Consider the following 20,781-nt stretch of genomic DNA (forward strand, 5'->3'; position numbering starts at 1 on the left):
CTGTCTGTTTATTGGTTTTGGCAGGGTTGTGGATAACGTGCCTTGCGCTCCAGGTCGTCGAGGTCGATATGGTTGCGCATGTACTGCTGACTGGCATCCACCTGTGGCTGGTGGTCCCAGCTCTTGAGCGTGCCTTGAGTCAGTGCCTCAAACACCAGGCGGCGGCGACGCTGGCTGGCAAGCACTTGCTGATGGATCGCCGGAATGTCCCATTTGGCCCGCGCCTCATGCAAAAAGGCCTCGAACAGCGAGCGATGTTCTGCTGACAGGCTGAGGTTCTCCCGCTCGTGCGGGTCGTTGCGCACATCAAACAGTAGGCAAGGGTCGTCTTCGCTGTAGATAAATTTGTAGGCGCCCCGGCGAATCATCATCAATGGGCTGATGGTGCCTTCGGCCATGTATTCGCCAAACACTTCGTCATGCCCGCCCTGCCCTTGCAGGTGCGGGACCAGAGAGCGACCGTCCAGCGGCAAGTGTGGGTCCAGCTCGCCGCCGGCCAGCTCCACCAGGGTCGGCAGCAGGTCGGCGGTGGACACGGCCTGAGTGACCCGCCCAGCCGCAAATTGGCCCGGCGCACTGATCAGCAGCGGCACGCGGGCGGCCATTTCAAACCAGTGCATTTTGTACCAGAGGCCGCGCTCGCCGAGCATGTCACCGTGGTCGCCGGAGAAGATGATCAGGGTGTCGTCAGCCAGGCCGGTGTCTTCCAGGGTTTGCAGGAGTTTGCCGACATTGCTGTCGATGTAACTGCACGCACCGAAGTAGGCGCGACGGGCATCGCGGATCTTGTCCACAGGCAGCGGTTTATCCCACAAGTCATAGACCTTGAGCAGACGCTGGGAGTGTGGGTCCAGCTCTGCTTGCGCCGGCGTTGCAGGCAAAGGGATGTCGGCGTCGTCGTACAGGTCCCAGAACGGCTTGGGAATGGTGTAAGGGTCGTGGGGATGGGTCATCGATACGGTCAGGCAGAACGGTCGGTCGCCGTCCTCGCGGATATGGTCGAACAGGTATTGCTGCGCCTTGAACACCACCTCCTCGTCGAAGTCCAGCTGGTTGGTGCGCACGCACGGGCCTGCTTGCAGCACCGAAGACATGTTGTGGTACCAGGTGGGGCGTACGTCGGGCTCATCCCAATTCACCGCCCAGCCATAATCCGCGGGGTAGATATCGCTGGTCAGGCGTTCTTCATAGCCGTGCAACTGGTCGGGGCCACAGAAATGCATCTTGCCCGACAACGCGGTGCGGTAGCCGAGGCGACGCAGGTAGTGGGCATAGGTCGGCACATCGGCGGGGAAATCGGCAGCGTTGTCGTAGGCGCCGATCTTGCTCGGCAACTGGCCGCTGACCAGAGTGAAGCGCGAAGGCGCACACAACGGACTGTTGCAATAGGCGGCCTCGAATACCACGCCTTGGGCGGCGAGGCGGCTGAGGTTGGGCAGCTTGATCGAGGAAGGCCCGTAGAACGGCAGCATGGGAGCGGCCATTTGATCGGCCATGATGAAAAGAATGTTCTTGCGCTTCATGGTTTCTCGGCATTCCATAGTAAGTGTTTATGCCAATGAGAATGCGGCCCATGGAAATCAGGGTAAAGCCCATGACAAGCAATGCCTAGGATAACGACAGCTTATGTATGAAGCGCTGGGTAACCTCTCTCTCGATCTGCTGCGAGCCTTCGAAGCGGCGGCGCGCCACCGCAGTTTTACCGCCGCGGCGATGGAGCTTGGCACCACCCAGCCGGCGGTCAGCCAGCAGATCAAGCGTCTTGAAGAACAACTGGCAATCCGCCTGTTTGACCGCATCTATCGCGGTATCGAACTGACCGACGCCGGCGTGCTGTTGTTCGAGCACGTACAGGGCGCCCTGCAAAGCATCAATCAAGGGCTCAGCACCATCACCCAACAGGACCAGCACGAAGTACTGCAAGTGGCTACCGACTTTGCCTTCGCCGCCTATTGGCTGATGCCGCGCCTGCATCGCTTTCACCAGGCCAACCCGCAGGTGGATGTGAGCCTGGTTACCAGTGAGCGCAACCACGCCAGCCTGCGCAGCGATATCGATGTGGCGGTGCTGTTCGGCGATGGCCGTTTCAAGCAGGGCGACAGCCTGTGGTTGTTCAATGAGGAAGTGTTCCCGGTATGCAGCCCGCAGTGGCTCAAGGCTCAGGCCGCGCCGATGACGGTGCAATCCTTGCCCGAGTACCCGTTGCTGCACCTGCGTCAGGAAAACAACAGCCAATGGTTCGACTGGAGCGGGGTGTTCCGCCAATTGGGTATATCCGCTGCGCCAACTCCCGGGCAATTGCGCTTCGACAACTACACCTTGCTGATTCAGGCTGCGATTGCCGGCCAGGGCGTTGCCATCGGCTGGCGCCATTTGGTGGATAACCTGCTGGAACAGAACTGGCTGTGCCGACCGATCAGCCCCACGGTGACCTCGCGTTTCGGTTATTACGTGGTGCAACCCCAGCGCAAACGCCGCGGGCAGTTGGTTGAGCGTTTTGTCCAATGGCTGATGGCGGAACAGGCCAGCAGTGCGCAGTCGTTGACCGGGCTGGCCCTGCCTTCGATTGCGGTCTAGGATCGGCACATCGTGGATCCGGAGTCCGTCATGCAACGTATCAAGGGCTATCACGCCCATATCTACTTCGACGCCAGCACCATCGACCAGGCGCGCACGCTGTGTGAGGACGCCGCCAGGCTGTTCCCGTTGCGCATGGGCCGTGTGCATGAGCGGCCGGTGGGCCCGCATCCGGATTGGAGCTGCCAGCTGGCATTCGAGCCGGAATACATCGGCGTGGTGTTGCCGTGGCTGGCGCTGCACCGCGATGGCCTGGTGGTCTTCCTGCACCCTGAAACCGGCGATGACCTGAAGGACCACACCGACTACGCGATCTGGATGGGTGCGATGCGCGAGCTAGATCTGTCGGTTTTTTAACTTTCCTTATCAGATAACGCCTTGCCTTTCCCTAAGTAAAAACAGGGAACGGTGTAGGATTAATCTTGCTTCGTCTCATTATGTGGGATCGATATTTATATATTGAGATATTCCGGCGCGTAGGTTTATATTCGCCCATCTGCTTTTTTCAGCACCCACTCATTTCAGGTGAAGCGATGCAGGCGCAATTGATCGCGCTCGATTGGGGGACCAGCTCCCTTCGTGCTTACAAACTCGGCTCGGCGGGCGTTGTGCTGGAACAGCGCGCGCAAGCCTGGGGCATCATGCATTTGCCCAGCGAGCCACGGGACATCAACGGTATTCATTGCACTGACGGCTTCGAGTTGGCGTTCGATAGCGCCTGCGGCGATTGGCTCGACGCCCAGCCTGAATTGCCAGTGATTGCCTGCGGTATGGTTGGCAGCGCGCAGGGTTGGAGCGAGGCGGCTTATTGCGCCACGCCTGTGGATGTCGCCAGCCTGGGCTTGGCGTTCCACCGCGTGCGCAGCCTGCGTGGGGTGGATGTGCATATTGTGCCGGGGGTGATTGAGCAAGCGGGTTTACCCAATGTGATGCGCGGCGAAGAAACCCAGGTACTCGGCGTGCTGCAGGGGCTTGGGGCCCAAGTGCTGATCGGGTTGCCCGGCAGCCACTCCAAATGGGTCGAGGTGAGTGAAGGCCGCATTACGCATTTCGACACCTTCATGACCGGCGAACTGTTCGCGGTATTGAGCAAGCACAGCATCCTGGGCCGCACTCAGCAGCCGAGCGAACAATTCCAGGCCGAGGCCTTTGATCGTGGCGTGCACGTGGCGCTTTCAAAGGATGGCAGGCGTGGCGTGCTGTCGACCTTGTTCAGTGCCCGTACCCTGGGCCTGACGGCTGAGCTTGCACCCAACCAGCAGCCCGACTACCTGTCCGGCCTGTTGATCGGCCACGAACTCGCCGGTTTGCCAGACAGCGCCAAAACCAAGCCGATCATCCTGGTTGGCGCCGCCCCACTCTGCGCCCGCTATCAACGCGCTCTGGCCCTTTGCGGCTTCGCCCACGTCAGCCTGGCGCAGGAAGCCACCGAGCGCGGCCTGTGGCAATTGGCCGTGGCGGCTGGGCTCACTCAACCTGTAACGGAGGCCTGACATGCTCAAGCAAGCACTCGCGCAAAACGGTTTGATCGCAATCCTGCGTGGCATACGCCCGGACGAAGCCCAGGCCATCGGCCAGGTGTTGTACGACGCGGGTTTTCGTGTGATCGAAGTCCCGCTCAATTCGCCGGAGCCGTACACCAGCATTCGCACCCTGCGCGACAGCCTGCCCGCCGATTGCCTGATCGGCGCCGGCACGGTGTTGACGCCTGAACAGGTCGAGCAGGTGAAGGCGGCTGGTGGCCAAGTGATTGTCATGCCCCATAGCGATGCCAAAGTACTGCGCGCCGCCAAGGCCGCAGGCCTGTACTTGTCGCCTGGCGTGGCGACGCCAACCGAGGCGTTTGCCGCACTGGCCGAAGGCGCCGACGTATTGAAGCTGTTCCCGGCCGAGCAGATCGGTCCTTCGGTGATCAAGGCGTGGCTGGCGGTATTGCCGGCGGGCACGCTGCTGCTGCCGGTAGGCGGTGTTACGCCGGACAACATGCAGGTGTTTATCGACGCCGGCGCGAAAGGGTTCGGGTTGGGCTCCGGCTTGTTCAAGCCGGGAATGACAGTGGATCAGGTCGCGAGCCGTGCCCAGGCTTATGTCGCCGCCTGGAAAGCCCTGAGCTGATAGCAAGTTCCGCGCCCGCAGGCGCTGCATCCATAAGAGAGACAAGAGATGAAAATCACCAAATTGACGACCTTTATCGTCCCGCCGCGCTGGTGCTTCCTCAAGGTCGAAACCGACCAGGGCGTGACTGGCTGGGGTGAGCCCGTGGTCGAAGGCCGCGCTCACACAGTGGCCGCCGCCGTCGAAGAACTGTCCGACTACCTGATCGGCAAAGACCCACGCAATATCGAAGATATCTGGACGGTGCTCTATCGCGGCGGGTTCTATCGCGGCGGTGCCGTGCACATGAGCGCCCTCGCCGGTATCGACCAGGCGTTGTGGGACATCAAGGGCAAGGCGCTGGGCGTCTCGGTCAGCGATCTGCTGGGCGGCCAGGTGCGTGACAAGATTCGCGTGTACTCGTGGATCGGTGGCGACCGCCCCGCCGACACTGCCCGTGCAGCCAAAGAGGCCGTGGCTCGTGGCTTCACTGCGGTGAAAATGAACGGCACCGAAGAACTGCAGTTCCTCGACAGCTTCGACAAAGTCGACCTGGCACTGGCCAATGTCGCTGCCGTGCGCGATGCGGTGGGCCCTAACGTCGGTATCGGCGTCGACTTCCATGGCCGCGTGCACAAGCCCATGGCCAAGGTGCTGATGAAAGAGCTTGATCCTTACAAACTGATGTTCATTGAAGAACCGGTGCTCAGCGAAAACTACGAAGCATTGAAAGAACTGGCGCCGCTGACCAGTACGCCGATTGCCCTGGGCGAGCGCCTGTTTTCGCGTTGGGATTTCAAGCGTGTGCTCAGCGAAGGCTACGTCGACATCATCCAGCCGGACGCCTCCCACGCAGGCGGGATTACCGAAACCCGCAAGATCGCCAACATGGCCGAAGCCTACGACGTGGCCCTGGCCCTGCACTGTCCGCTGGGCCCGATTGCCCTGGCAGCGTGCCTGCAGCTGGATGCGGCTTGCTACAACGCATTTATCCAGGAGCAAAGCCTGGGTATCCACTATAACGAAAGCAACGACCTGCTCGACTACGTGCGCGACCCGGGCGTGTTCGACTATGACCAGGGCTTTGTGAAGATCCCCAACGGCCCGGGCCTGGGCATCGAGATCAACGAGGAATACGTGATTGAGCGCGCGGCTATCGGCCATCGCTGGCGCAATCCGATCTGGCGCCACGCCGACGGCAGTTTTGCCGAGTGGTGATTTTTATCTGAAGGAATGCGCTCCCACATTGACCGCGTTCCTTCAGCACGTTTTGTCCTCAACAAACATAAAAAGAGGCACCCCATGCACCCTGAATCCCACACCGGGCAGGCTTCTTTAGTCACGCCTAGCCGAAAGCGCTTCTTCATCATGGTGCTGCTGTTCATCACCGTGGTGATCAACTACCTGGACCGCAGCAACCTGTCGATTGCCGCGCCTGCGCTGACCAGCGAGCTGGGTATCGACCCGGTGCAGGTCGGGCTTATTTTTTCCGCTTTCGGCTGGACTTACGCGGCCATGCAAATCCCCGGCGGCTGGCTGGTAGACCGGGTGCCGCCGCGCATTCTCTACACAGCCGCCCTGCTGCTGTGGTCGATTGCAACCGTGATGCTCGGTTTCGCCGCCAGCTTTATCGCGTTGTTCGTGTTGCGCATGGCCGTTGGCGCGTTGGAGGCGCCGGCCTATCCCATCAACAGCCGTGTGGTCACCACCTGGTTTCCCGAGCGCGAGCGCGCCACGGCTATCGGCGTCTACACCTCCGGGCAATTTGTCGGCCTGGCGTTCCTCACGCCGGTACTGGCTTGGCTGCAACACCAGTACGGCTGGCACATGGTGTTTGTCGTTACCGGTGGCGTCGGCATCCTGTGGGCCGCGATCTGGTACGCGGTGTATCGCGAGCCCAAAGATTTCAAAGGCGCCAATGAGGCTGAAATCCAGTTGATCCGTGACGGTGGTGGGCTGGTGGACATGCAGGCGCAAACGGCCAAGGCACCCTTCAGTTGGGTCGACCTCGGTATCGTGCTGAGCAAGCGCAAACTCTGGGGCATCTACCTGGGGCAGTTTTGCCTGAACTCTACGCTATGGTTCTTCCTGACCTGGTTCCCGACGTACCTGGTGAAATATCGCGGCATGGACTTTATCCAGTCAGGTTTGTTGGCGTCGTTGCCGTTCCTGGCCGCTTTTGTGGGCGTGCTGTGTTCGGGGGTGTTTTCCGATTGGTTGATCCGTCGTGGTGCCTCGGTAGGCTTTGCCCGCAAGTTGCCGATCATCAGTGGGCTGCTGATTTCCACGGCGATCATCGGTGCCAACTACGTGGACTCCACGGCGTGGGTCATCGCGTTTCTGGCGGTGGCATTTTTCGGCAATGGCCTGGCGTCGATCACTTGGTCGCTGGTTTCGACCTTGGCGCCTGCGCGGTTGCTGGGGCTGACCGGAGGCGTGTTCAACTTCATCGGTAACCTGTCGGCAATCGCTACGCCCATCGTGATTGGCTTTCTGGCCAGTGGTTCGTCGTTTGCGCCGGCGATTACTTACATCGCGGTGCTGGCGTTGCTGGGAGCACTTTCCTACATATTGCTTGTAGGTAAAGTCGAGCGGATCGAGCTGTAAAAAAGGGCGACCTTGGAGTCGCCCTTCTTTCGCGATTACGGCACCGACATTTCGTTATGGAAAATGTTGTGTGGGTCCCAGCGCTGCTTGGTACGCCGCAGGCGGCTTTCGATGATCAGGTCGGGAAAGAAGATCTTGTACCACTGTGGGTTTTTGCCATTGGCCGGATTGCCACCGATGTAGGTCATATCGAGGTCGGGGTAATTGATGTAACAACCTTCAAACTCGTCGTTGATCGGTACGCCCTGATCATCGGCGAACGCGTTGAAGTACAACCCTCGGATCCAGTCGGCATGGGCTTGATCCGAGGCGGCGCTATCGCCGCGCCAGTAACATTGCGGTTGCCACTTGAGGTATGACGAGCGCTGAGCGGCTGACGACTCCCTGCGCACTGGCTCGCTGGCGGCATTGATCTGGCCACCGAAAGACTGAATCTGAATGAGGCTTTGTGTCAGGTGGTTATCAGGGTCTGGCCAGGTCAATGTGGTCCAGATGGCGTCCAGCACTTGAGGGCTGAACACGCCCTTCTGATAAGCCGACTTATAACGCCCACGCTGGTTGTCCCCCGAGCCATTCAATGTCTGTTGGCACACCAGCCAGTCCAAGCGTTGAGAGGCTGCTCGGGCGGATGACACTGAGTCGACGGTGCGCCCGTTGGTAGTGCTGCGCGGCAGATGGATGACGTGAAATGGGACCAGGGACTCTGTAGCGGGCAGGCCAATGGCTGTGAGCATCTTGTCGACGAAGTCATCGAAGGGCGCCCGTTCGTTCAGTTCGCCATCCTTGTCCACATAGTGAATACCCAGGGTCACATTGCCTGTGTGCTGGTGGCGCATCTCCAGCTTGGTCGCCAGGCCCCAAGTGTCCGTGTTGCTTTGATTGCTGGCGAACCATGATTGATAGGCCGCCAGCAGGTTATCGAGTGCAGGCTTGGTCAGTACGGACCAGTCCCATTCCAACACCAGCCACAGTAACTCTTTCGGTGCCGGTGGCAGGTCTTTGAAGTAATAGCTGGTGATGATGCCGAACTGTCCGCCACCGGCACCGCAACACGCGGCGAACAGGTCCAGTTCGTCCTGATTGGTGCTGTCGCGAGAAACGTGGCGCGGTTCGAGGCCTTTGCCAAGGCTGTCGGGCACCAGGATATCCACACCGCTGAGCCAGTCACATACCAGTCCATATTTGCGCGACAGCAGCCCATAGCCGCCTCCGCAAATATGTCCGCCAAGGCCCACTGAATAACACGAGCCACCGGGCAGGGTTTTGTTGGCCAGCTTGTATAACGCGACATAGGCATCCCAGTTTTGTCCGCCGGCTTCCAGGCGAAAGCTATAGCGTTCAGCAGCGCTGGGGTCCAGCTCGGAGCCGATTTGCCCGCTGGCGTCGTAGACCACCTGGTTCAACGCACTGATATCCAGAATCGACAGTACCTCAAGTGGACTGTCGGGCATCTTGTTGGCGACAAAGCCTTCGTAGCAATGACCACCACTGCGTACGGTGATGCGCCCCTCGGGAAGGGCCAATGCCTGCGCGGCGGCGTCAATGATGTCTTGTGGGCTGCGGCAGAGGTAGATCAGGTTGGCGCCATTTTGCGAAGACTGACCCTGCACATTGCCCAACGGCCAGCGCAGGTTGAAGCCCTTTTGCAAGGTTGAGTGACGGGAGTCTGAAGAGGTAATGAGATCAAAGGCCATGATGTACTCCTGAGAGCCAGGGATGACTTCTGATGCAACTAACTTAACGACCGGGAAGCAAGAAATGCGGGGGGCTTGCGAGGGTGGTTAGACGGCAATAGGCATGGAAGTGCGTTGGGGTGACGTGGTGTCACCCCTCAGCGTAGCGCAAGTATCAAAACGCAGGTGCTTACTTGCGTGCGTTGCGCACACCTGCCGACAGCGCCGCGCAATGACTCAGCACGCCATCGATCGCTTGCTGGTCGCTGCCGGCATTGGCGATGTGATCGATCAGTGCCGAACCCACCACCACACCGTCGGCCAGGCGCGCAATGGCCGCAGCTTGTTCCGGTGTACGAATACCGAAACCGATGCTGATCGGCAGGTCGGTGTGGCGACGCAGACGCGTGACCGCTTCTTCGACGTGTTCCAGCGTGGCGGCGCCGGCACCGGTCACGCCTGCTACCGACACGTAATACACAAACCCGGAACTGCCGTTGAGCACCGTCGGCAGGCGCACGTCATCGGTGGTCGGCGTGGTCAGGCGGATAAAGTCGATGCCCGCGGCCTGAGCCGGGTCGCATAACTCGCCGTTGTGCTCAGGTGGCATGTCGACCACGATCAGGCCGTCGACGCCGGCTGCCTTCGCATCGGCGATAAACTGCGGCACACCGTATTTGTGAATGGGGTTGAAGTAGCCCATCAACACCAGGGGGGTGTCGCTGTCGTCGGTGCGGAACTCGCGGACCATTTGCAGGGTTTTCGCCAGGTTTTGCTTGGCGTCCAGCGCACGGATATTAGCCAGTTGAATCGCCGGGCCGTCTGCCATCGGATCGGTGAAGGGCATGCCCAGCTCGATCACGTCGGCGCCGGCGGCCGGCAAGCCCTTGAGGATCGCCAGCGAGGCGTCATAACCCGGGTCGCCAGCGGTGACGAAGGTCACCAGGGCGGCGCGGTTTTGTTCCTTGAGTTGCGCAAAGCGGGTTTGCAGGCGGCTCATTTAGTGTTTCTCCTGCTTGGACTGTTCCATGTGATGCATCACGGTCTGCATATCTTTGTCGCCACGGCCCGAGAGATTGACCACCATCAGATGATCCTTGGGCAGGGTGGGTGCGCGCTTGAACACTTCAGCCAGGGCGTGGGCGCTTTCCAGCGCAGGAATTATCCCTTCCAGGCGGCAGCATTTGTGGAATGCATCCAGGGCTTCGTCATCAGTTACCGAGGTGTACTGGACGCGGCCGATGTCATGCAACCAGGCGTGCTCAGGGCCGATGCCGGGGTAGTCGAGGCCGGCGGAAATCGAATGGGCGTCGATGATCTGGCCGTCGTCGTCCTGCAGCAGGAAGGTGCGGTTGCCGTGCAGCACGCCGGGTACGCCGCCGTTGAGGCTGGCGGCGTGCTTGCCGGTTTCGATGCCATGGCCCGCTGCTTCGACGCCGATGATTTCGACGCTGGTGTCATCCAGGAACGGGTGGAACAAGCCCATGGCGTTGGAGCCACCGCCGATGCACGCCACCAGGCTGTCCGGCAGGCGGCCTTCCTGGGCTTGCAGTTGGGTGCGGGTTTCCTTGCCGATCACGGCCTGAAAGTCGCGCACCATGGCCGGGTAAGGATGCGGGCCGGCCACGGTGCCGATCAGGTAGAAGGTGCTGTCGACGTTGGTCACCCAGTCACGCAGGGCTTCGTTCATGGCGTCTTTGAGGGTGCCGGTGCCGGCGACCACCGGGATCACTTCGGCACCCAGCAGCTTCATGCGAAACACGTTGGCCTGCTGGCGCTCGATATCGGTGGTGCCCATGTAGATCACGCATTGCAGGCCGAAGCGTGCGGCAACGGTAGCGGTGGCTACGCCGTGCATACCGGCACCGGTCTCGGCGATGATGCGTTTCTTGCCCATGCGCCGTGCCAGCAGGATCTGGCCGATGCAGTTGTTGATCTTGTGCGCGCCGGTGTGGTTCAGCTCTTCGCGCTTGAGATAGATCTTGGCGCCGCCACAGAACTCCGTCAGGCGTTCGGCGAAGTACAGCGGGCTTGGGCGTCCGACGTAATCGCGCTGGAAGTAGGCCAATTCTTCATTGAACGCTGGATCCACTTTGGCCGCTTCGTATTCACGGGCCAGGTCGAGGATCAACGGCATCAGCGTTTCAGCCACGTAGCGGCCGCCGAACGCACCAAACAGGCCGTTGGCGTCAGGGCCGTTGCGTAGATCGGTCTGGGACTGGGTCATGGGGCGCTCCAGGAATGAATGTGTGTTGAGAGGCAATGACGGCCACTCTACCCCTGACGCTTTGGACTGAAAACCGATAAGATCGCCGTAACCTGTCAGGAAAACTCACAGATGAGCCGCGACCTTCCACCCCTCAATGCCTTGCGTGCTTTTGAAGCCACCGCCCGCTTCAGTAGCGTCAGCCAAGCCGCTGAGCAACTGCACGTGACCCACGGTGCGGTCAGCCGGCAGTTGAAAGTCCTGGAAGAACATTTGGGTGTGAGCCTGTTCGTCAAGGATGGACGTGGCCTTAAACTCACAGATGCAGGCGTTCGGCTTCGGGATGCCAGCGTGGAGGCTTTCGAGCGGTTGCGGGACGCGTGCGCCGAACTTACCCAAAGCAGCGCCGACGCACCCTTTGTGCTCGGCTGTTCGGGTAGCTTGCTGGCGCGCTGGTTTATCCCCCGGCTGGGGCGCTTGAATGCCGACTTGCCCGATTTGCGCCTGCACCTGTCGGCGGGCGAAGGCGATCTGGACCCCCGGCGGCCTGGCCTGGACGCCTTACTGGTATTCGCCGAGCCGCCGTGGCCGGCCGATATGCAAGTGTATGAGCTGGCCAGCGAGCGAATCGGCCCGGTGTTGAGCCCTCGTTTCGCAGGTTTTGAACAGTTGCGTCAGGCTCCAGCAACGGCATTGCTAAGCGAAGCGTTGTTGCACACCACCTCACGACCCCAAGCCTGGCCCAGCTGGGCGCGGCAACACGGCATCGAGCCCGGCGCGTTGAAACTCGGCCAGGGGTTTGAGCACTTGTATTATTTGCTGGAAGCGGCAGTAGCAGGATTGGGAGTGGCGATTGCGCCAGAACCACTGGTGGCAGAGGACCTGCGAGCGGGTCGCCTGGTGGCGCCGTGGGGCTTCAGCGAAACCCCGGCGCACCTGGCTTTGTGGCTACCCAAGCGCGCCGCAGACGGGCGCGCCGGGCAGTTGGCGCAATGGCTCAAGGCTGAGCTGTTGCGTCAACCGGTGTAACCGGTCAATCAGTCACCGCGCTTGCACAGCAGGTAAGCCGCCAGCAGGCCCAGCGCGCCCACGGCGACGCCAGCGGTCGTCCATGGGTGCTCTTGTGCGTAGTCACGGGTGGCAGCACTGGTTTCACGAATTTTGACTTTGCTTTCTTCATAGGCGTCGCTGATCAGGTGGCGAGAGTGCTTGAGGGCGTTCTCGGCATTGCTTTTCAGGGCCTTCAGCGTTTTGCGCGACTCATCGGACGCGTCGTCCTTGAGGCTCTCCAAAGATTTGAGCAGGCTCGAAATCTCGGCTTCCATGCTTTCCAGCGACGCTTTGCGTAAAGAAGTGTTGGCCATGTGGACATCTCCTGAAGTGATTGAGTGGCGTGTGTAGATACCGACTGCGCCGGTTTCAGAAAGTGCAGTAATTCTGAACTTTCACCTCCCAGCGGTCGCCAGAAGCAGTAAGCACATTCGCTGCTAGTCTTGATTGACGACCTATAGGAGAAACGCCATGAGTGATCATCACACCTACAAGAAAGTCGAACTGGTGGGCTCTTCCACCACCAGCATCGAAGACGCAATCAACAATGCTCTGGCTGAAGCCAACAAAAGCATCAAGCACCTGGAGTGGTTCGAGGTGACTGAAACCCGTGGTCACATCAAGGATGGCAAGGCCGCGCACTTCCAGGTCACGCTGAAAGTGGGGTTCCGAATTGCGAGTAGTTAATCCGCTCAGTTGAACTTTGCCCGCTGGCCGATTGCCATAACCTGCGCTACAACGAATGCGTGCCGATGCGATGAGCGTTGGCACGCTCTTTTTGATCAGCGCAAGGAAAGTAACGGATGAAGAAGTTTCTGTTGGCGGTGGGTTTGTTGAGCATTGCGGGTACGGCGATGGCAGCCAAGGACTGTGAGGAGCTGAAAAGCGAGATCGCAGCGAAAATCGATGCCAAGGGCGTACCGCATTACTCTTTGGAAATCGTAGATAAAGGTGCCGCAGCGGGTGGTGACGTCGTAGGGACGTGCGGCGGCGACACCAAGGAAATTGTCTACAAGCGCGGTTGATTCCGTGCTCCAGACATAAAAACCGACGCAAGTGCGTCGGTTTTTTTCGCTTGGATTTCAGTCCTTCATCACCTGTGCCAGCAGCTCGTAGGAATGAATCCGGTCGGCGTGCTCATAAAGGTCACTGGTAAAAATCAGCTCATCGGCGCCGGTCTGCTCGATCAACACCTCCAGCTTGGCGCGAATCTTCGCCGGGCTACCCACCATGGCCAGGCCAAGGAAGCTACCCACCGCGTCTTTTTCATGGGGCAGCCACAAGCCGTCCATGGTTTTTACCGGTGGGCGCTGCACCAGGCTCTGGCCGCGCATCAGCGCGAGGATGCGTTGGTACATCGAGGTGGCCAGGTAATCGGCCTGTTCGTCGGTATCGGCTGCCACCAGTGGAATGCCGAGCATCACGTAGGGCTTGTCCAGTACCGCCGAAGGCTTGAAGTGATTGCGGTACACACGAATCGCCTCATGCATCAGGCGCGGTGCGAAGTGGGAGGCGAAGGCGTAGGGCAAGCCACGCTCACCGGCCAATTGCGCGCTGAACAGGCTCGAACCCAACAGCCACACTGGCACATTGGTGCCCGTGCCCGGTACGGCGATCACCCGTTGGTCGGGCGTACGCGGGCCCAGGTAGGCCATGAGTTCGGCTACGTCTTCGGGGAAGTCATCGGCACTGCCGGAACGTTCACGGCGCAGGGCGCGAGCGGTCATCTGGTCAGAACCGGGCGCGCGGCCCAGGCCCAGGTCGATACGGCCGGGGTAGAGGCTTTCCAGAGTGCCGAACTGTTCGGCAATCACCAAGGGCGCGTGGTTAGGCAGCATGACGCCGCCAGAACCGACACGAATGGTCGAGGTGCCGCCAGCCAGATAGCCGAGCAATACTGAAGTGGCAGAACTGGCGATGCCGTCCATATTGTGGTGCTCAGCCACCCAGAAGCGGTTGTAGCCGAACTTTTCCACGTGTTGGGCCAAGTCCAGGGAATTGCGCAGCGATTGCGCCGGGCTGCCATTGGCACGCACGGGCACCAGGTCGAGGGTCGAAAACTTTACGTCGGACAGCGATTTCATCAGCCTGCTTCTCCAATAGGGCGTACAGGCTTTTTTAAACGAGCTAAAACCTGCCGCTGCATGTGCATAGTCTATGCAATGAGGGCATATACCCGAGATTCAATAGGTGGCTCCGAAATTTCCTACTGTATTGCTAGGTTTCTCCGACAAGGTGAACTTTGCCCACGGGTCTATCCTCAGAACCCTTACTGACGCAAAACCACCGTTCGAGGAGAAAGCTATGAGTATCGTTAAAAAGGCATCCGCGCATTGGGAAGGTGATCTGAAGACAGGCCTGGGTTCCATATCCACTGAAACCGGCGTGCTGCGCGAAGCGCCCTACGGCTTCAAGGCCCGTTTCGAAGGCGGCAAGGGCACCAACCCTGAAGAGCTTATCGGCGCAGCTCACGCCGGCTGTTTCTCCATGGCGTTTTCCATGATTCTCGGCGATGCCGGGCTCAAGGCTGACAGCATTGATACCCAGGCCGAAGTGACCCTGGACCAGGTCGAGGGCGGATTCGCGATCACTGCCGTGCACCTGATCCTTAAAGCCAAGATCCCGGGCGCGAGCCAGGCGCAGTTCGATGAACTGAGCAAAAAGGCCAAGGAAGGGTGCCCGGTGTCCAAAGTGCTGAATGCAACCATCACCTTGGATGCCACGCTGGTCAACTGACACAGCAGTACTCTTGTGTGGGAGCGGGCTTGCTCGCGAATGCGGTGGATCAGCCGATATCTCGGGGACTGACACTCCGTATTCGCGAGCAAGCCCGCTCCCACATTTTCAGTTGTGCGTTAAATCAGAACTCGTGTTTGTAAAATGTGGTCGAATAGCCCATGCAGCCTAGGCGCACACTCGTGCGCAGCGCATTCAGGGAGCTACACACATGAAACGTTTTGCCTTGGCAATCATCTGCGGTGTATTGGCCACTTCGGCCGTGGCCGCGCCAAAAGATTGTGAAGAGCTCAGGAAAGAAATCGAAGTGAAGATCCAGGCCAAGGCGATTCCGTCCTACACCCTGGAAATAATCACTGCCGAAGAAGCCGAGAACCATGACAGCGCCATGATCGTCGGTTCGTGCGAAAACGGTACCAAGCGCATCATCTATCAGAAAAACAATGACTGACTCAGATGCAGTTGACGCTGCGTTCTTCGGCCAGCAACTGGCGCGCTGAGTCATACAGCCGGATGTTGGGCGTGAACGCGAGCGAGCGACCTTCGAGCACATAGCGTTGGCCGGCCTGGAAATGGTCGTACTGCAGGGTCATGAAACAGGTGCGATACATCATCTGGCTAAGGCCCCCCAAGCCGCCGCCGGCGGGCACTTCAAAGTCAAAGCGCACCATCAGCTCGTGAGGGCCGGGAGGCATTTGGAAGAAGCGCCCGTCGTTGAGGTTTTTCCCGTCCAGGCGCTGAGCCATGACCAATTTGGAGCCCGGCGTCGGCGTGGTGAAATCCACCCAGGCCTGTTGCGGGTCGACAGGCGGGATGGGGGCCGAAGTGCAAGCGCTGAGCAGGAGGGCGGCAACGGGCAATGGAAACTGACGCATGGCAGGTACTCAACGCGAGAAGAGCCTTGAGTATAAACATGCCGCGCCATGGAAAAATCCCGTTCAAGCGCGATAGTCTGGCGAATAAATCACCCAGGAGCAGTCGGTGCATGATCAGGTGTTTTCTTCCAGGGTTGATGGTTGTGCTACTCAGCGGTTGTTCCAGCGTCAGTTATTACAGTCAGTTGGCGAGCGGTCAGTGGCAGTTATTGCGGGCCCGGGAGCCGGTTGCCGAAGTTATCGCCGACCAGACTCGCCCTCAACTATTGCGCGAGCATCTCGTGCAATCGCAAAAAGCTCGCACCTTTGCCAGTGAGCACTTGCATCTGCCTGATAATCAAAGCTACCGGTTATACGCCGATATCGGCCGGCCCTATGTGGTCTGGAATGTCTTCGCCACGCAGGAATTTTCTCTGGCTCCTGAAAACCACTGCTTTCCCATCGCCGGTTGCGTTGCCTATCGCGGCTACTACAACCAAGGCGCGGCGCGTGGCGAGGCGGCGCTGTTGCGGCAACAAGGCATGGACGTGTCGATCGGTGGCGTCGAAGCCTATTCCACCCTGGGGTGGTTCAACGACCCGATCATGAGTTCGATGATGAGTTGGGGTGATGAGCGCCTCGCGACTCTGATCTTCCACGAACTGGCCCACCAGCGTTTCTACGTGAAGGATGACACCGAGTTCAACGAGTCATTCGCCACGTTCGTCGAGCAGGAAGGCACCCGTCAGTGGCGGGCGGCACGGGGCCTGGCGCCTGTCAGCGATGCGGCGTTGAAGCAGCGTGATCAGTTCATCCGACTCATTCTCGATACCCGCAAGCGCCTGGAGGCGTTGTATGCGCAGCCGTTGGCAGCGGACGCGATGCGCCGGGCCAAAGCGGCGCAATTCGAGCAGTTGCGCAGCGAATACCGGCAACTGCGTGATAGCCAATGGGGTGGTGACAAGCGTTATGACGCCTGGATCAACCAGCCGATGAATAACGCTCGGCTTTTGCCGTTTGGGTTGTATGACCAGTGGGTACCGGCGTTTGCGGCGTTGTTTGCGCAGGAAGGTGGGGATTGGGTGAGGTTTTATGCGGCGGTGGAGAAGTTGGGTGGGTTGCCGGTGGAGCAGCGTAAAGCGGCGTTGAGGCAGTTGGAGAAGGTTGGCCGTTAGGGCCTCATCGCAGGCAAGCCAGCTCCCACAGTTGACCGCATTCTCATGTTGAAAATCGGCCAACTGTGGGAGCTGGCTTGCCTGCGAAAGCGGTCTCAAGGCCGCTGCAAAAACGCCTGGTGCATCTGGTCCAACGTCTCGAAGTGCCAGGTCGGCGCTTCGGCACTCAACTCTTCAAAACTGCCGAACCCATACCCTACCGCCGCCGAATCCAACCCATTGCTGCGTGCGCCGATCAGGTCATGCTTGCGATCACCGATCATCAAGGTTGTGGCCGGGTCCAGCCCTTCCTCACGGATCAAGTGGGCGATCAACTCGACCTTGTTGGTACGCGTGCCGTCCAGTTCGCTGCCGTAAATCACCTTGAAGTGCTTGGCAAAGTCGAAATGCCGCGCAATCTCGCGGGCAAATTCCCATGGCTTGGAGGTGGCCACGTACAGTTGGCGCCCTTGGCTGTTGAGTTCCTCCAGCAATGGCATCACGCCGTCGAACACGCGGTTTTCATACAGCCCGGTGACCTTGAAGCGCTCGCGGTAGAAATTCACCGCTTCCCAGGCCTTGGCCTCGTCGAAACCGTAGAAGTGCATGAACGCTTGCAGCAGAGGCGGGCCGATGAAATGTTCAAGCTTGGTCAGGTCAGGTTCGTCGATGCCCAATTTGCCAAGGGCGTACTGGATCGAACGGGTGATGCCCTCACGCGGATCGGTGAGCGTGCCGTCCAGGTCGAAGAGGACCGTTGGGTGGTTGAGGGTCATTGATCGAATCCTTCTGCCAGGTGCAGGTCCTTGAGCTTCACGTAGTTCGCAGCGCTGTAGGTGAAAAAGGCGCGCTCCTTGTCAGTCAGCGCGCGGACCTGTTTAACCGGGCTGCCCACATACAAAAAACCACTGTCGAGTTTCTTGCCGGGTGGCACCAGGCTGCCGGCGCCGATGATCACGTCGTCCTCGACCACGGCGCCGTCCATCACGATGCTGCTCATGCCAATCAAGACGCGGTTGCCCACCGTGCAACCATGCAGCATGACCTTGTGGGCGATGGTCACGTCGTCGCCGATCAGCAGCGGGAAACCATCAGGATTGAACGGCCCTGCATGGGTAATGTGCAACACGCAGCCGTCCTGCACACTGGTGCGTGCGCCGATGCGGATGCGGTGCATGTCGCCGCGAATCACGGTCAGCGGCCAAACCGAGCTGTCGGGGCCGATTTCGACATCGCCGATCACCACCGTCGAAATATCGACAAAAGCCCCGGCGCCCAGGGTTGGCGTGTGGTTCTGATAGGTGCGAAGGGTCACGATAGCCTCTCTCTCTTCTGCTGATAGCTGCGGTGGGTGTTGATTGTAATTAAGATGGCCCCATCTTTGTTCTTACATGTTTCTTCAGCCAAGGTGCCAACCGTGAGCGCGAACAACCCTCTTTTGCAGTCCTACGACCTGCCGCCGTTCTCGGCGATCCGTGCCGAGCACGTCCAGCCGGCCATCGAACAGATCCTCGCCGACAACCGTGTGGCTATCGCAGACATCCTGCAAAGCCAGGGCAAAAATCCGACATGGGCCGGTCTGGTCCTGGCCATGGATGAACTGAACGACCGCCTTGGCGCTGCCTGGAGCCCGGTCAGCCACCTCAATGCAGTGTGCAACAGCGCCGAGTTGCGTGAAGCCTACGAGGCTTGCCTGCCCGCCTTGAGTGCCTACTCCACCGAGATGGGCCAGAACCGTGAACTGTTCCAGGCTTTCGACGCCTTGGCCAACAGCCCCGAGGCCGCCGGTTTCGACGTGGCGCAAAAAACCATTCTGGAACACTCCCTGCGCGATTTCCGCCTGTCGGGTATCGACCTGCCGCCGGAGCAGCAAAAGCGCTACGCCGAAGTGCAAAGCAAGCTTTCCGAGCTGGGCAGCAAATTCTCCAACCAGTTGCTGGACGCTACCCAGGCCTGGACCAAGCACGTCACCGATGAAGCCACCCTCGCTGGCCTGACCGACTCGGCCAAGGCGCAAATGGCTGCCGCCGCCCAGGCCAAGGGCCTCGACGGCTGGCTGATCACCCTGGAATTCCCCAGCTATTACGCCGTGATGACCTATGCCCAGGACCGCGCCTTACGTGAAGAGGTCTACGCGGCCTACTGCACCCGTGCGTCGGACCAGGGCCCGAATGCCGGTCAGAACGATAACGGCCCGGTGATGGAACAGATTCTCGACCTGCGTCAGGAACTGGCCCAATTGTTGGGTTACGCGTCCTTCGCCGAGCTGAGCCTGGCGACCAAGATGGCCGACTCCAGCGACCAGGTGCTGAGCTTCCTGCGGGACCTGGCCAAACGCAGCAAGCCGTTCGCCACACAGGATCTGCAACAGCTCAAGGCTTACGCCGCCGAACAAGGCTGCGCCGACCTGCAAAGCTGGGACAGCGGTTTCTATGGCGAAAAATTGCGTGAGCAGCGCTACAGCGTGTCCCAGGAAGCCCTGCGTGCTTACTTCCCGATCGACAAGGTGCTGGGCGGCCTGTTTGCCATTGTGCAACGCCTGTACGGCATCGAGATTGCCGAACAGAAGGGCTTCGACACCTGGCACCCGAACGTTCGCCTGTTTGAAATCAAAGAAAATGGCGAGCACGTCGGGCGCTTCTTCTTCGACCTGTATGCCCGCGCCAACAAGCGTGGCGGTGCCTGGATGGACGGTGCCCGCGATCGTCGTCGCACGGTCGACGGCGTGCTGCAAAGCCCGGTCGCCAACCTGGTGTGCAACTTCACGCCAGCCGACAGCGGCAAGCCTGCGCTGCTGACCCACGATGAAGTCACCACCCTGTTCCACGAATTCGGCCACGGCCTGCATCACCTGCTGACTCGCGTCGAGCACGCCGGTGTATCCGGGATCAACGGCGTGGCGTGGGATGCGGTGGAATTGCCGAGCCAATTCATGGAGAACTGGTGCTGGGAGCCCGAGGGCCTGGCGCTGATCTCCGGCCACTATGAAACCGGCGAGCCCCTGCCCCAGGATCTGCTGGAAAAAATGCTCGCGGCGAAGAATTTCCAGTCCGGCCTGATGATGGTGCGTCAGCTGGAGTTCTCGTTGTTCGACTTTGAGCTGCACGCCACTCATGGCGATGGCCGCAGCGTGGCGCAGGTGCTTGAAGGTGTACGTGATGAAGTCTCGGTGATGCGTCCGCCGGCCTACAACCGCTTCCCCAACAGCTTCGCGCACATCTTCGCCGGTGGTTATGCGGCGGGTTACTACAGCTACAAATGGGCCGAAGTGCTTTCGGCCGATGCCTTCTCCAAGTTCGAAGAAGACGGTGTGCTCAATGCCCAGACCGGGCGTGCGTTTCGCGAAGCGATCCTGGCGCGTGGCGGTTCCCAGGCGCCGATGGTGCTGTTCGTCGACTTCCGCGGACGGGCGCCGTCGATTGACGCACTCTTGCGCCACAGCGGCCTGAGTGAGGACGCGGCAGCATGAGTGAAGCGCCTGTGATTACCAAAAAGCAATTTATCGCCGGGGCGGTCTGCCCGGCGTGCAGTGAGCCGGACAAGTTGAAAATGTGGACCGAAGACAGCGTGCCGCACCGCGAATGCGTGGCCTGCGGGTATACCGATACGTTGAATGATCAGGGGCTTTCGGTGCCCAAGGAGTTGGGCACGCGGGTCAATACATCGGCATTGAAAGCGCCGGCGGATCCAAAAGTGCAGGCGGTGCAGTTCTTCCCCAATCCCAAGCTCAAAAAAGACTAAACCGGACTCACTGTAGGAGCGAGCTTGCTCGCGAAAAACGTTAACGATAACGCGGTTTCCCTAAGTAAACGCGGTGTCATTCAGTTATT

23 protein-coding genes are annotated in these 20,781 nt (G+C 59.8%); 14 read left to right on the forward strand and 9 right to left on the reverse strand.

What is annotated here, in order from left to right; translation table 11 throughout:
* Positions 1–8: 8 nt before the first annotated feature.
* A complete protein-coding gene (gene betC / locus E4O98_RS01860) occupies positions 9–1,523 on the reverse strand; it encodes a choline-sulfatase (protein ID WP_005783394.1) in 1,515 nt (504 codons plus the stop codon).
* Between the two features lie 103 nt (positions 1,524–1,626).
* On the opposite strand from betC, the gene E4O98_RS01865 reads away from it, so the two are divergent.
* The 6 genes from E4O98_RS01865 (at position 1,627) to E4O98_RS01890 (ending at position 7,278) form a co-directional block, all read left to right on the forward strand.
* Positions 1,627–2,577, forward strand: coding sequence for a LysR family transcriptional regulator (locus E4O98_RS01865; RefSeq protein WP_032878587.1), 951 nt, complete (start codon positions 1,627–1,629; stop codon positions 2,575–2,577).
* Positions 2,578–2,607: 30 nt separating this feature from the next.
* Positions 2,608–2,934 (forward strand): DOPA 4,5-dioxygenase family protein, encoded by a 327-nt coding sequence (locus E4O98_RS01870; protein ID WP_032878586.1) that lies wholly within the window; start codon positions 2,608–2,610, stop codon positions 2,932–2,934.
* A 176-nt stretch (positions 2,935–3,110) separates the two neighbouring features.
* The gene (locus E4O98_RS01875; protein WP_248134010.1) at positions 3,111–4,070 is read left to right on the forward strand and encodes a 2-dehydro-3-deoxygalactonokinase; all 960 of its coding nucleotides are present in this window, start codon (positions 3,111–3,113) and stop codon (positions 4,068–4,070) included.
* Position 4,071: 1 nt separating this feature from the next.
* Positions 4,072–4,692, forward strand: coding sequence for a 2-dehydro-3-deoxy-6-phosphogalactonate aldolase (locus tag E4O98_RS01880; protein ID WP_005783399.1), 621 nt, complete (start codon positions 4,072–4,074; stop codon positions 4,690–4,692).
* 48 nt (positions 4,693–4,740) lie between these two features.
* Complete coding sequence (gene dgoD / locus E4O98_RS01885) at positions 4,741–5,889, forward strand: galactonate dehydratase (RefSeq protein ID WP_005783400.1); 1,149 nt, start codon at positions 4,741–4,743, stop codon at positions 5,887–5,889.
* A gap of 84 nt (positions 5,890–5,973) precedes the next feature.
* Positions 5,974–7,278 (forward strand): MFS transporter, encoded by a 1,305-nt coding sequence (locus tag E4O98_RS01890; protein WP_078822703.1) that lies wholly within the window; start codon positions 5,974–5,976, stop codon positions 7,276–7,278.
* A gap of 35 nt (positions 7,279–7,313) precedes the next feature.
* Here the strand turns inward: E4O98_RS01890 and E4O98_RS01895 are convergent, their stop codons facing one another.
* The 3 genes from E4O98_RS01895 to trpB form a co-directional block, all read right to left on the reverse strand.
* Positions 7,314–8,972, reverse strand: coding sequence for a BBE domain-containing protein (locus E4O98_RS01895; RefSeq protein WP_248134012.1), 1,659 nt, complete (start codon positions 8,970–8,972; stop codon positions 7,314–7,316).
* A gap of 169 nt (positions 8,973–9,141) precedes the next feature.
* A complete protein-coding gene (gene trpA, locus E4O98_RS01900; RefSeq protein WP_005783403.1) occupies positions 9,142–9,951 on the reverse strand; it encodes a tryptophan synthase subunit alpha in 810 nt (269 codons plus the stop codon).
* On the reverse strand, positions 9,952–11,178 hold the full coding sequence (gene trpB, locus E4O98_RS01905) for a tryptophan synthase subunit beta (RefSeq protein WP_005783404.1): 1,227 nt from the start codon (positions 11,176–11,178) through the stop codon (positions 9,952–9,954).
* Positions 11,179–11,289: 111 nt separating this feature from the next.
* Between trpB and E4O98_RS01910 the strand changes: the two genes are divergently transcribed.
* The gene (locus E4O98_RS01910; RefSeq protein ID WP_078822706.1) at positions 11,290–12,186 is read left to right on the forward strand and encodes a LysR family transcriptional regulator; all 897 of its coding nucleotides are present in this window, start codon (positions 11,290–11,292) and stop codon (positions 12,184–12,186) included.
* A gap of 8 nt (positions 12,187–12,194) precedes the next feature.
* Here E4O98_RS01910 and E4O98_RS01915 read toward each other — a convergent pair whose 3' ends face one another.
* Positions 12,195–12,521: a DUF883 family protein gene (locus tag E4O98_RS01915; protein ID WP_003187304.1), complete on the reverse strand. Its 327-nt coding sequence runs from the start codon at positions 12,519–12,521 to the stop codon at positions 12,195–12,197.
* Positions 12,522–12,678: 157 nt separating this feature from the next.
* Here E4O98_RS01915 and E4O98_RS01920 point away from each other — a divergent pair, with 157 nt between their 5' ends.
* On the forward strand, positions 12,679–12,894 hold the full coding sequence (locus E4O98_RS01920; RefSeq protein WP_005783406.1) for a dodecin: 216 nt from the start codon (positions 12,679–12,681) through the stop codon (positions 12,892–12,894).
* Positions 12,895–13,010: 116 nt separating this feature from the next.
* Positions 13,011–13,232: a DUF1161 domain-containing protein gene (locus tag E4O98_RS01925; RefSeq protein WP_032878581.1), complete on the forward strand. Its 222-nt coding sequence runs from the start codon at positions 13,011–13,013 to the stop codon at positions 13,230–13,232.
* Between the two features lie 57 nt (positions 13,233–13,289).
* On the opposite strand, the gene E4O98_RS01930 is transcribed toward E4O98_RS01925, so the two are convergent.
* Entirely contained in the window at positions 13,290–14,291 is a 1,002-nt protein-coding gene (locus E4O98_RS01930; protein ID WP_032878580.1) for an LLM class flavin-dependent oxidoreductase, read from the reverse strand.
* 220 nt (positions 14,292–14,511) lie between these two features.
* On the opposite strand from E4O98_RS01930, the gene E4O98_RS01935 reads away from it, so the two are divergent.
* The gene (locus E4O98_RS01935) at positions 14,512–14,943 is read left to right on the forward strand and encodes an OsmC family protein (RefSeq protein WP_003187311.1); all 432 of its coding nucleotides are present in this window, start codon (positions 14,512–14,514) and stop codon (positions 14,941–14,943) included.
* Positions 14,944–15,154: 211 nt separating this feature from the next.
* Entirely contained in the window at positions 15,155–15,394 is a 240-nt protein-coding gene (locus E4O98_RS01940) for a DUF1161 domain-containing protein (RefSeq protein ID WP_005783409.1), read from the forward strand.
* Between the two features lies 1 nt (position 15,395).
* Here the strand turns inward: E4O98_RS01940 and E4O98_RS01945 are convergent, their stop codons facing one another.
* Positions 15,396–15,818, reverse strand: a complete 423-nt coding sequence (locus E4O98_RS01945; protein WP_005783410.1) for a hypothetical protein — start codon at positions 15,816–15,818, stop codon at positions 15,396–15,398.
* Positions 15,819–15,928: 110 nt separating this feature from the next.
* Between E4O98_RS01945 and E4O98_RS01950 the strand changes: the two genes are divergently transcribed.
* Positions 15,929–16,972 (forward strand): aminopeptidase, encoded by a 1,044-nt coding sequence (locus E4O98_RS01950; protein ID WP_032878578.1) that lies wholly within the window; start codon positions 15,929–15,931, stop codon positions 16,970–16,972.
* A 95-nt stretch (positions 16,973–17,067) separates the two neighbouring features.
* Here the strand turns inward: E4O98_RS01950 and E4O98_RS01955 are convergent, their stop codons facing one another.
* Both E4O98_RS01955 and E4O98_RS01960 read right to left on the reverse strand, forming a co-directional pair.
* Positions 17,068–17,727 carry an HAD family hydrolase gene (locus tag E4O98_RS01955; RefSeq protein WP_078822711.1) on the reverse strand — a complete coding sequence of 220 codons (660 nt, stop codon included), beginning with the start codon at positions 17,725–17,727 and terminating at the stop codon, positions 17,068–17,070.
* The gene (locus E4O98_RS01960; protein ID WP_248134014.1) at positions 17,724–18,266 is read right to left on the reverse strand and encodes a gamma carbonic anhydrase family protein; all 543 of its coding nucleotides are present in this window, start codon (positions 18,264–18,266) and stop codon (positions 17,724–17,726) included. Before E4O98_RS01960 ends, E4O98_RS01955 begins: the two co-directional genes overlap by 4 nt.
* Before the next feature lie 54 nt (positions 18,267–18,320).
* On the opposite strand from E4O98_RS01960, the gene prlC reads away from it, so the two are divergent.
* Together prlC and E4O98_RS01970 are read left to right on the forward strand one after the other, a co-directional pair.
* The gene (prlC, locus tag E4O98_RS01965) at positions 18,321–20,420 is read left to right on the forward strand and encodes an oligopeptidase A (RefSeq protein WP_248134016.1); all 2,100 of its coding nucleotides are present in this window, start codon (positions 18,321–18,323) and stop codon (positions 20,418–20,420) included.
* A complete protein-coding gene (locus tag E4O98_RS01970; protein ID WP_032878575.1) occupies positions 20,417–20,692 on the forward strand; it encodes a YheV family putative zinc ribbon protein in 276 nt (91 codons plus the stop codon). Before prlC ends, E4O98_RS01970 begins: the two co-directional genes overlap by 4 nt.
* Positions 20,693–20,781 lie beyond the last annotated feature (89 nt).

This window comes from Pseudomonas sp. W2Jun17 (assembly GCF_023127795.1).
Lineage (GTDB): Bacteria > Pseudomonadota > Gammaproteobacteria > Pseudomonadales > Pseudomonadaceae > Aquipseudomonas > Aquipseudomonas synxantha_A.

What these genes read in the sequence shown, in the direction of transcription:
- betC (WP_005783394.1), bottom strand. Translation starts at nt 1,523, where the DNA reads ATGAAGCGCAAGAACATTCTTTTCATCATGGCCGATCAAATGGCCGCT.
- E4O98_RS01865 (WP_032878587.1), top strand. Translation starts at nt 1,627, where the DNA reads ATGTATGAAGCGCTGGGTAACCTCTCTCTCGATCTGCTGCGAGCCTTC.
- E4O98_RS01870 (WP_032878586.1), top strand. Translation starts at nt 2,608, where the DNA reads ATGCAACGTATCAAGGGCTATCACGCCCATATCTACTTCGACGCCAGC.
- E4O98_RS01875 (WP_248134010.1), top strand. Translation starts at nt 3,111, where the DNA reads ATGCAGGCGCAATTGATCGCGCTCGATTGGGGGACCAGCTCCCTTCGT.
- E4O98_RS01880 (WP_005783399.1), top strand. Translation starts at nt 4,072, where the DNA reads ATGCTCAAGCAAGCACTCGCGCAAAACGGTTTGATCGCAATCCTGCGT.
- dgoD (WP_005783400.1), top strand. Translation starts at nt 4,741, where the DNA reads ATGAAAATCACCAAATTGACGACCTTTATCGTCCCGCCGCGCTGGTGC.
- E4O98_RS01890 (WP_078822703.1), top strand. Translation starts at nt 5,974, where the DNA reads ATGCACCCTGAATCCCACACCGGGCAGGCTTCTTTAGTCACGCCTAGC.
- E4O98_RS01895 (WP_248134012.1), bottom strand. Translation starts at nt 8,972, where the DNA reads ATGGCCTTTGATCTCATTACCTCTTCAGACTCCCGTCACTCAACCTTG.
- trpA (WP_005783403.1), bottom strand. Translation starts at nt 9,951, where the DNA reads ATGAGCCGCCTGCAAACCCGCTTTGCGCAACTCAAGGAACAAAACCGC.
- trpB (WP_005783404.1), bottom strand. Translation starts at nt 11,178, where the DNA reads ATGACCCAGTCCCAGACCGATCTACGCAACGGCCCTGACGCCAACGGC.
- E4O98_RS01910 (WP_078822706.1), top strand. Translation starts at nt 11,290, where the DNA reads ATGAGCCGCGACCTTCCACCCCTCAATGCCTTGCGTGCTTTTGAAGCC.
- E4O98_RS01915 (WP_003187304.1), bottom strand. Translation starts at nt 12,521, where the DNA reads ATGGCCAACACTTCTTTACGCAAAGCGTCGCTGGAAAGCATGGAAGCC.
- E4O98_RS01920 (WP_005783406.1), top strand. Translation starts at nt 12,679, where the DNA reads ATGAGTGATCATCACACCTACAAGAAAGTCGAACTGGTGGGCTCTTCC.
- E4O98_RS01925 (WP_032878581.1), top strand. Translation starts at nt 13,011, where the DNA reads ATGAAGAAGTTTCTGTTGGCGGTGGGTTTGTTGAGCATTGCGGGTACG.
- E4O98_RS01930 (WP_032878580.1), bottom strand. Translation starts at nt 14,291, where the DNA reads ATGAAATCGCTGTCCGACGTAAAGTTTTCGACCCTCGACCTGGTGCCC.
- E4O98_RS01935 (WP_003187311.1), top strand. Translation starts at nt 14,512, where the DNA reads ATGAGTATCGTTAAAAAGGCATCCGCGCATTGGGAAGGTGATCTGAAG.
- E4O98_RS01940 (WP_005783409.1), top strand. Translation starts at nt 15,155, where the DNA reads ATGAAACGTTTTGCCTTGGCAATCATCTGCGGTGTATTGGCCACTTCG.
- E4O98_RS01945 (WP_005783410.1), bottom strand. Translation starts at nt 15,818, where the DNA reads ATGCGTCAGTTTCCATTGCCCGTTGCCGCCCTCCTGCTCAGCGCTTGC.
- E4O98_RS01950 (WP_032878578.1), top strand. Translation starts at nt 15,929, where the DNA reads ATGATCAGGTGTTTTCTTCCAGGGTTGATGGTTGTGCTACTCAGCGGT.
- E4O98_RS01955 (WP_078822711.1), bottom strand. Translation starts at nt 17,727, where the DNA reads ATGACCCTCAACCACCCAACGGTCCTCTTCGACCTGGACGGCACGCTC.
- prlC (WP_248134016.1), top strand. Translation starts at nt 18,321, where the DNA reads ATGGCCCCATCTTTGTTCTTACATGTTTCTTCAGCCAAGGTGCCAACC.
- E4O98_RS01970 (WP_032878575.1), top strand. Translation starts at nt 20,417, where the DNA reads ATGAGTGAAGCGCCTGTGATTACCAAAAAGCAATTTATCGCCGGGGCG.